This window comes from Brevibacterium sp. SIMBA_078, from assembly GCF_046534565.1.
Taxonomy (GTDB): domain Bacteria; phylum Actinomycetota; class Actinomycetes; order Actinomycetales; family Brevibacteriaceae; genus Brevibacterium.
On the sequence record NZ_JAWRYQ010000643.1, the window covers coordinates 1 to 232 of the forward strand.

At 28.4% G+C, this 232-nt stretch carries 1 protein-coding gene; it reads right to left on the minus strand.

Translation table 11 applies throughout. The features are described 5' to 3' along the window. On the minus strand, positions 1–232 hold a 232-nt coding region (locus SB749_RS21085; RefSeq protein WP_410712039.1), incomplete at both ends, for an ImmA/IrrE family metallo-endopeptidase.

The following is a 232-nucleotide window of genomic DNA, read 5'->3' on the forward strand; positions in this document are numbered from 1 at the left end:
GCATTAGTTAACATTTCATCTGTTAAAAGGATTTCCGAAGCAAAAACATCTGCTTGATGTTCTAATTTGTTTTCTAAAACACTAGAACAATTTGCTAGTTTAAATGTGTTAACATTTTTGTGTAGAAAAAAATGCCCTAGCTCATGTGCTATGACAAGTTTTTCGTAATTAAATTTCTCATTGACATGGATTAAATAATGATTTTCTTCTTCATAAAATTGTAGAAAACCTC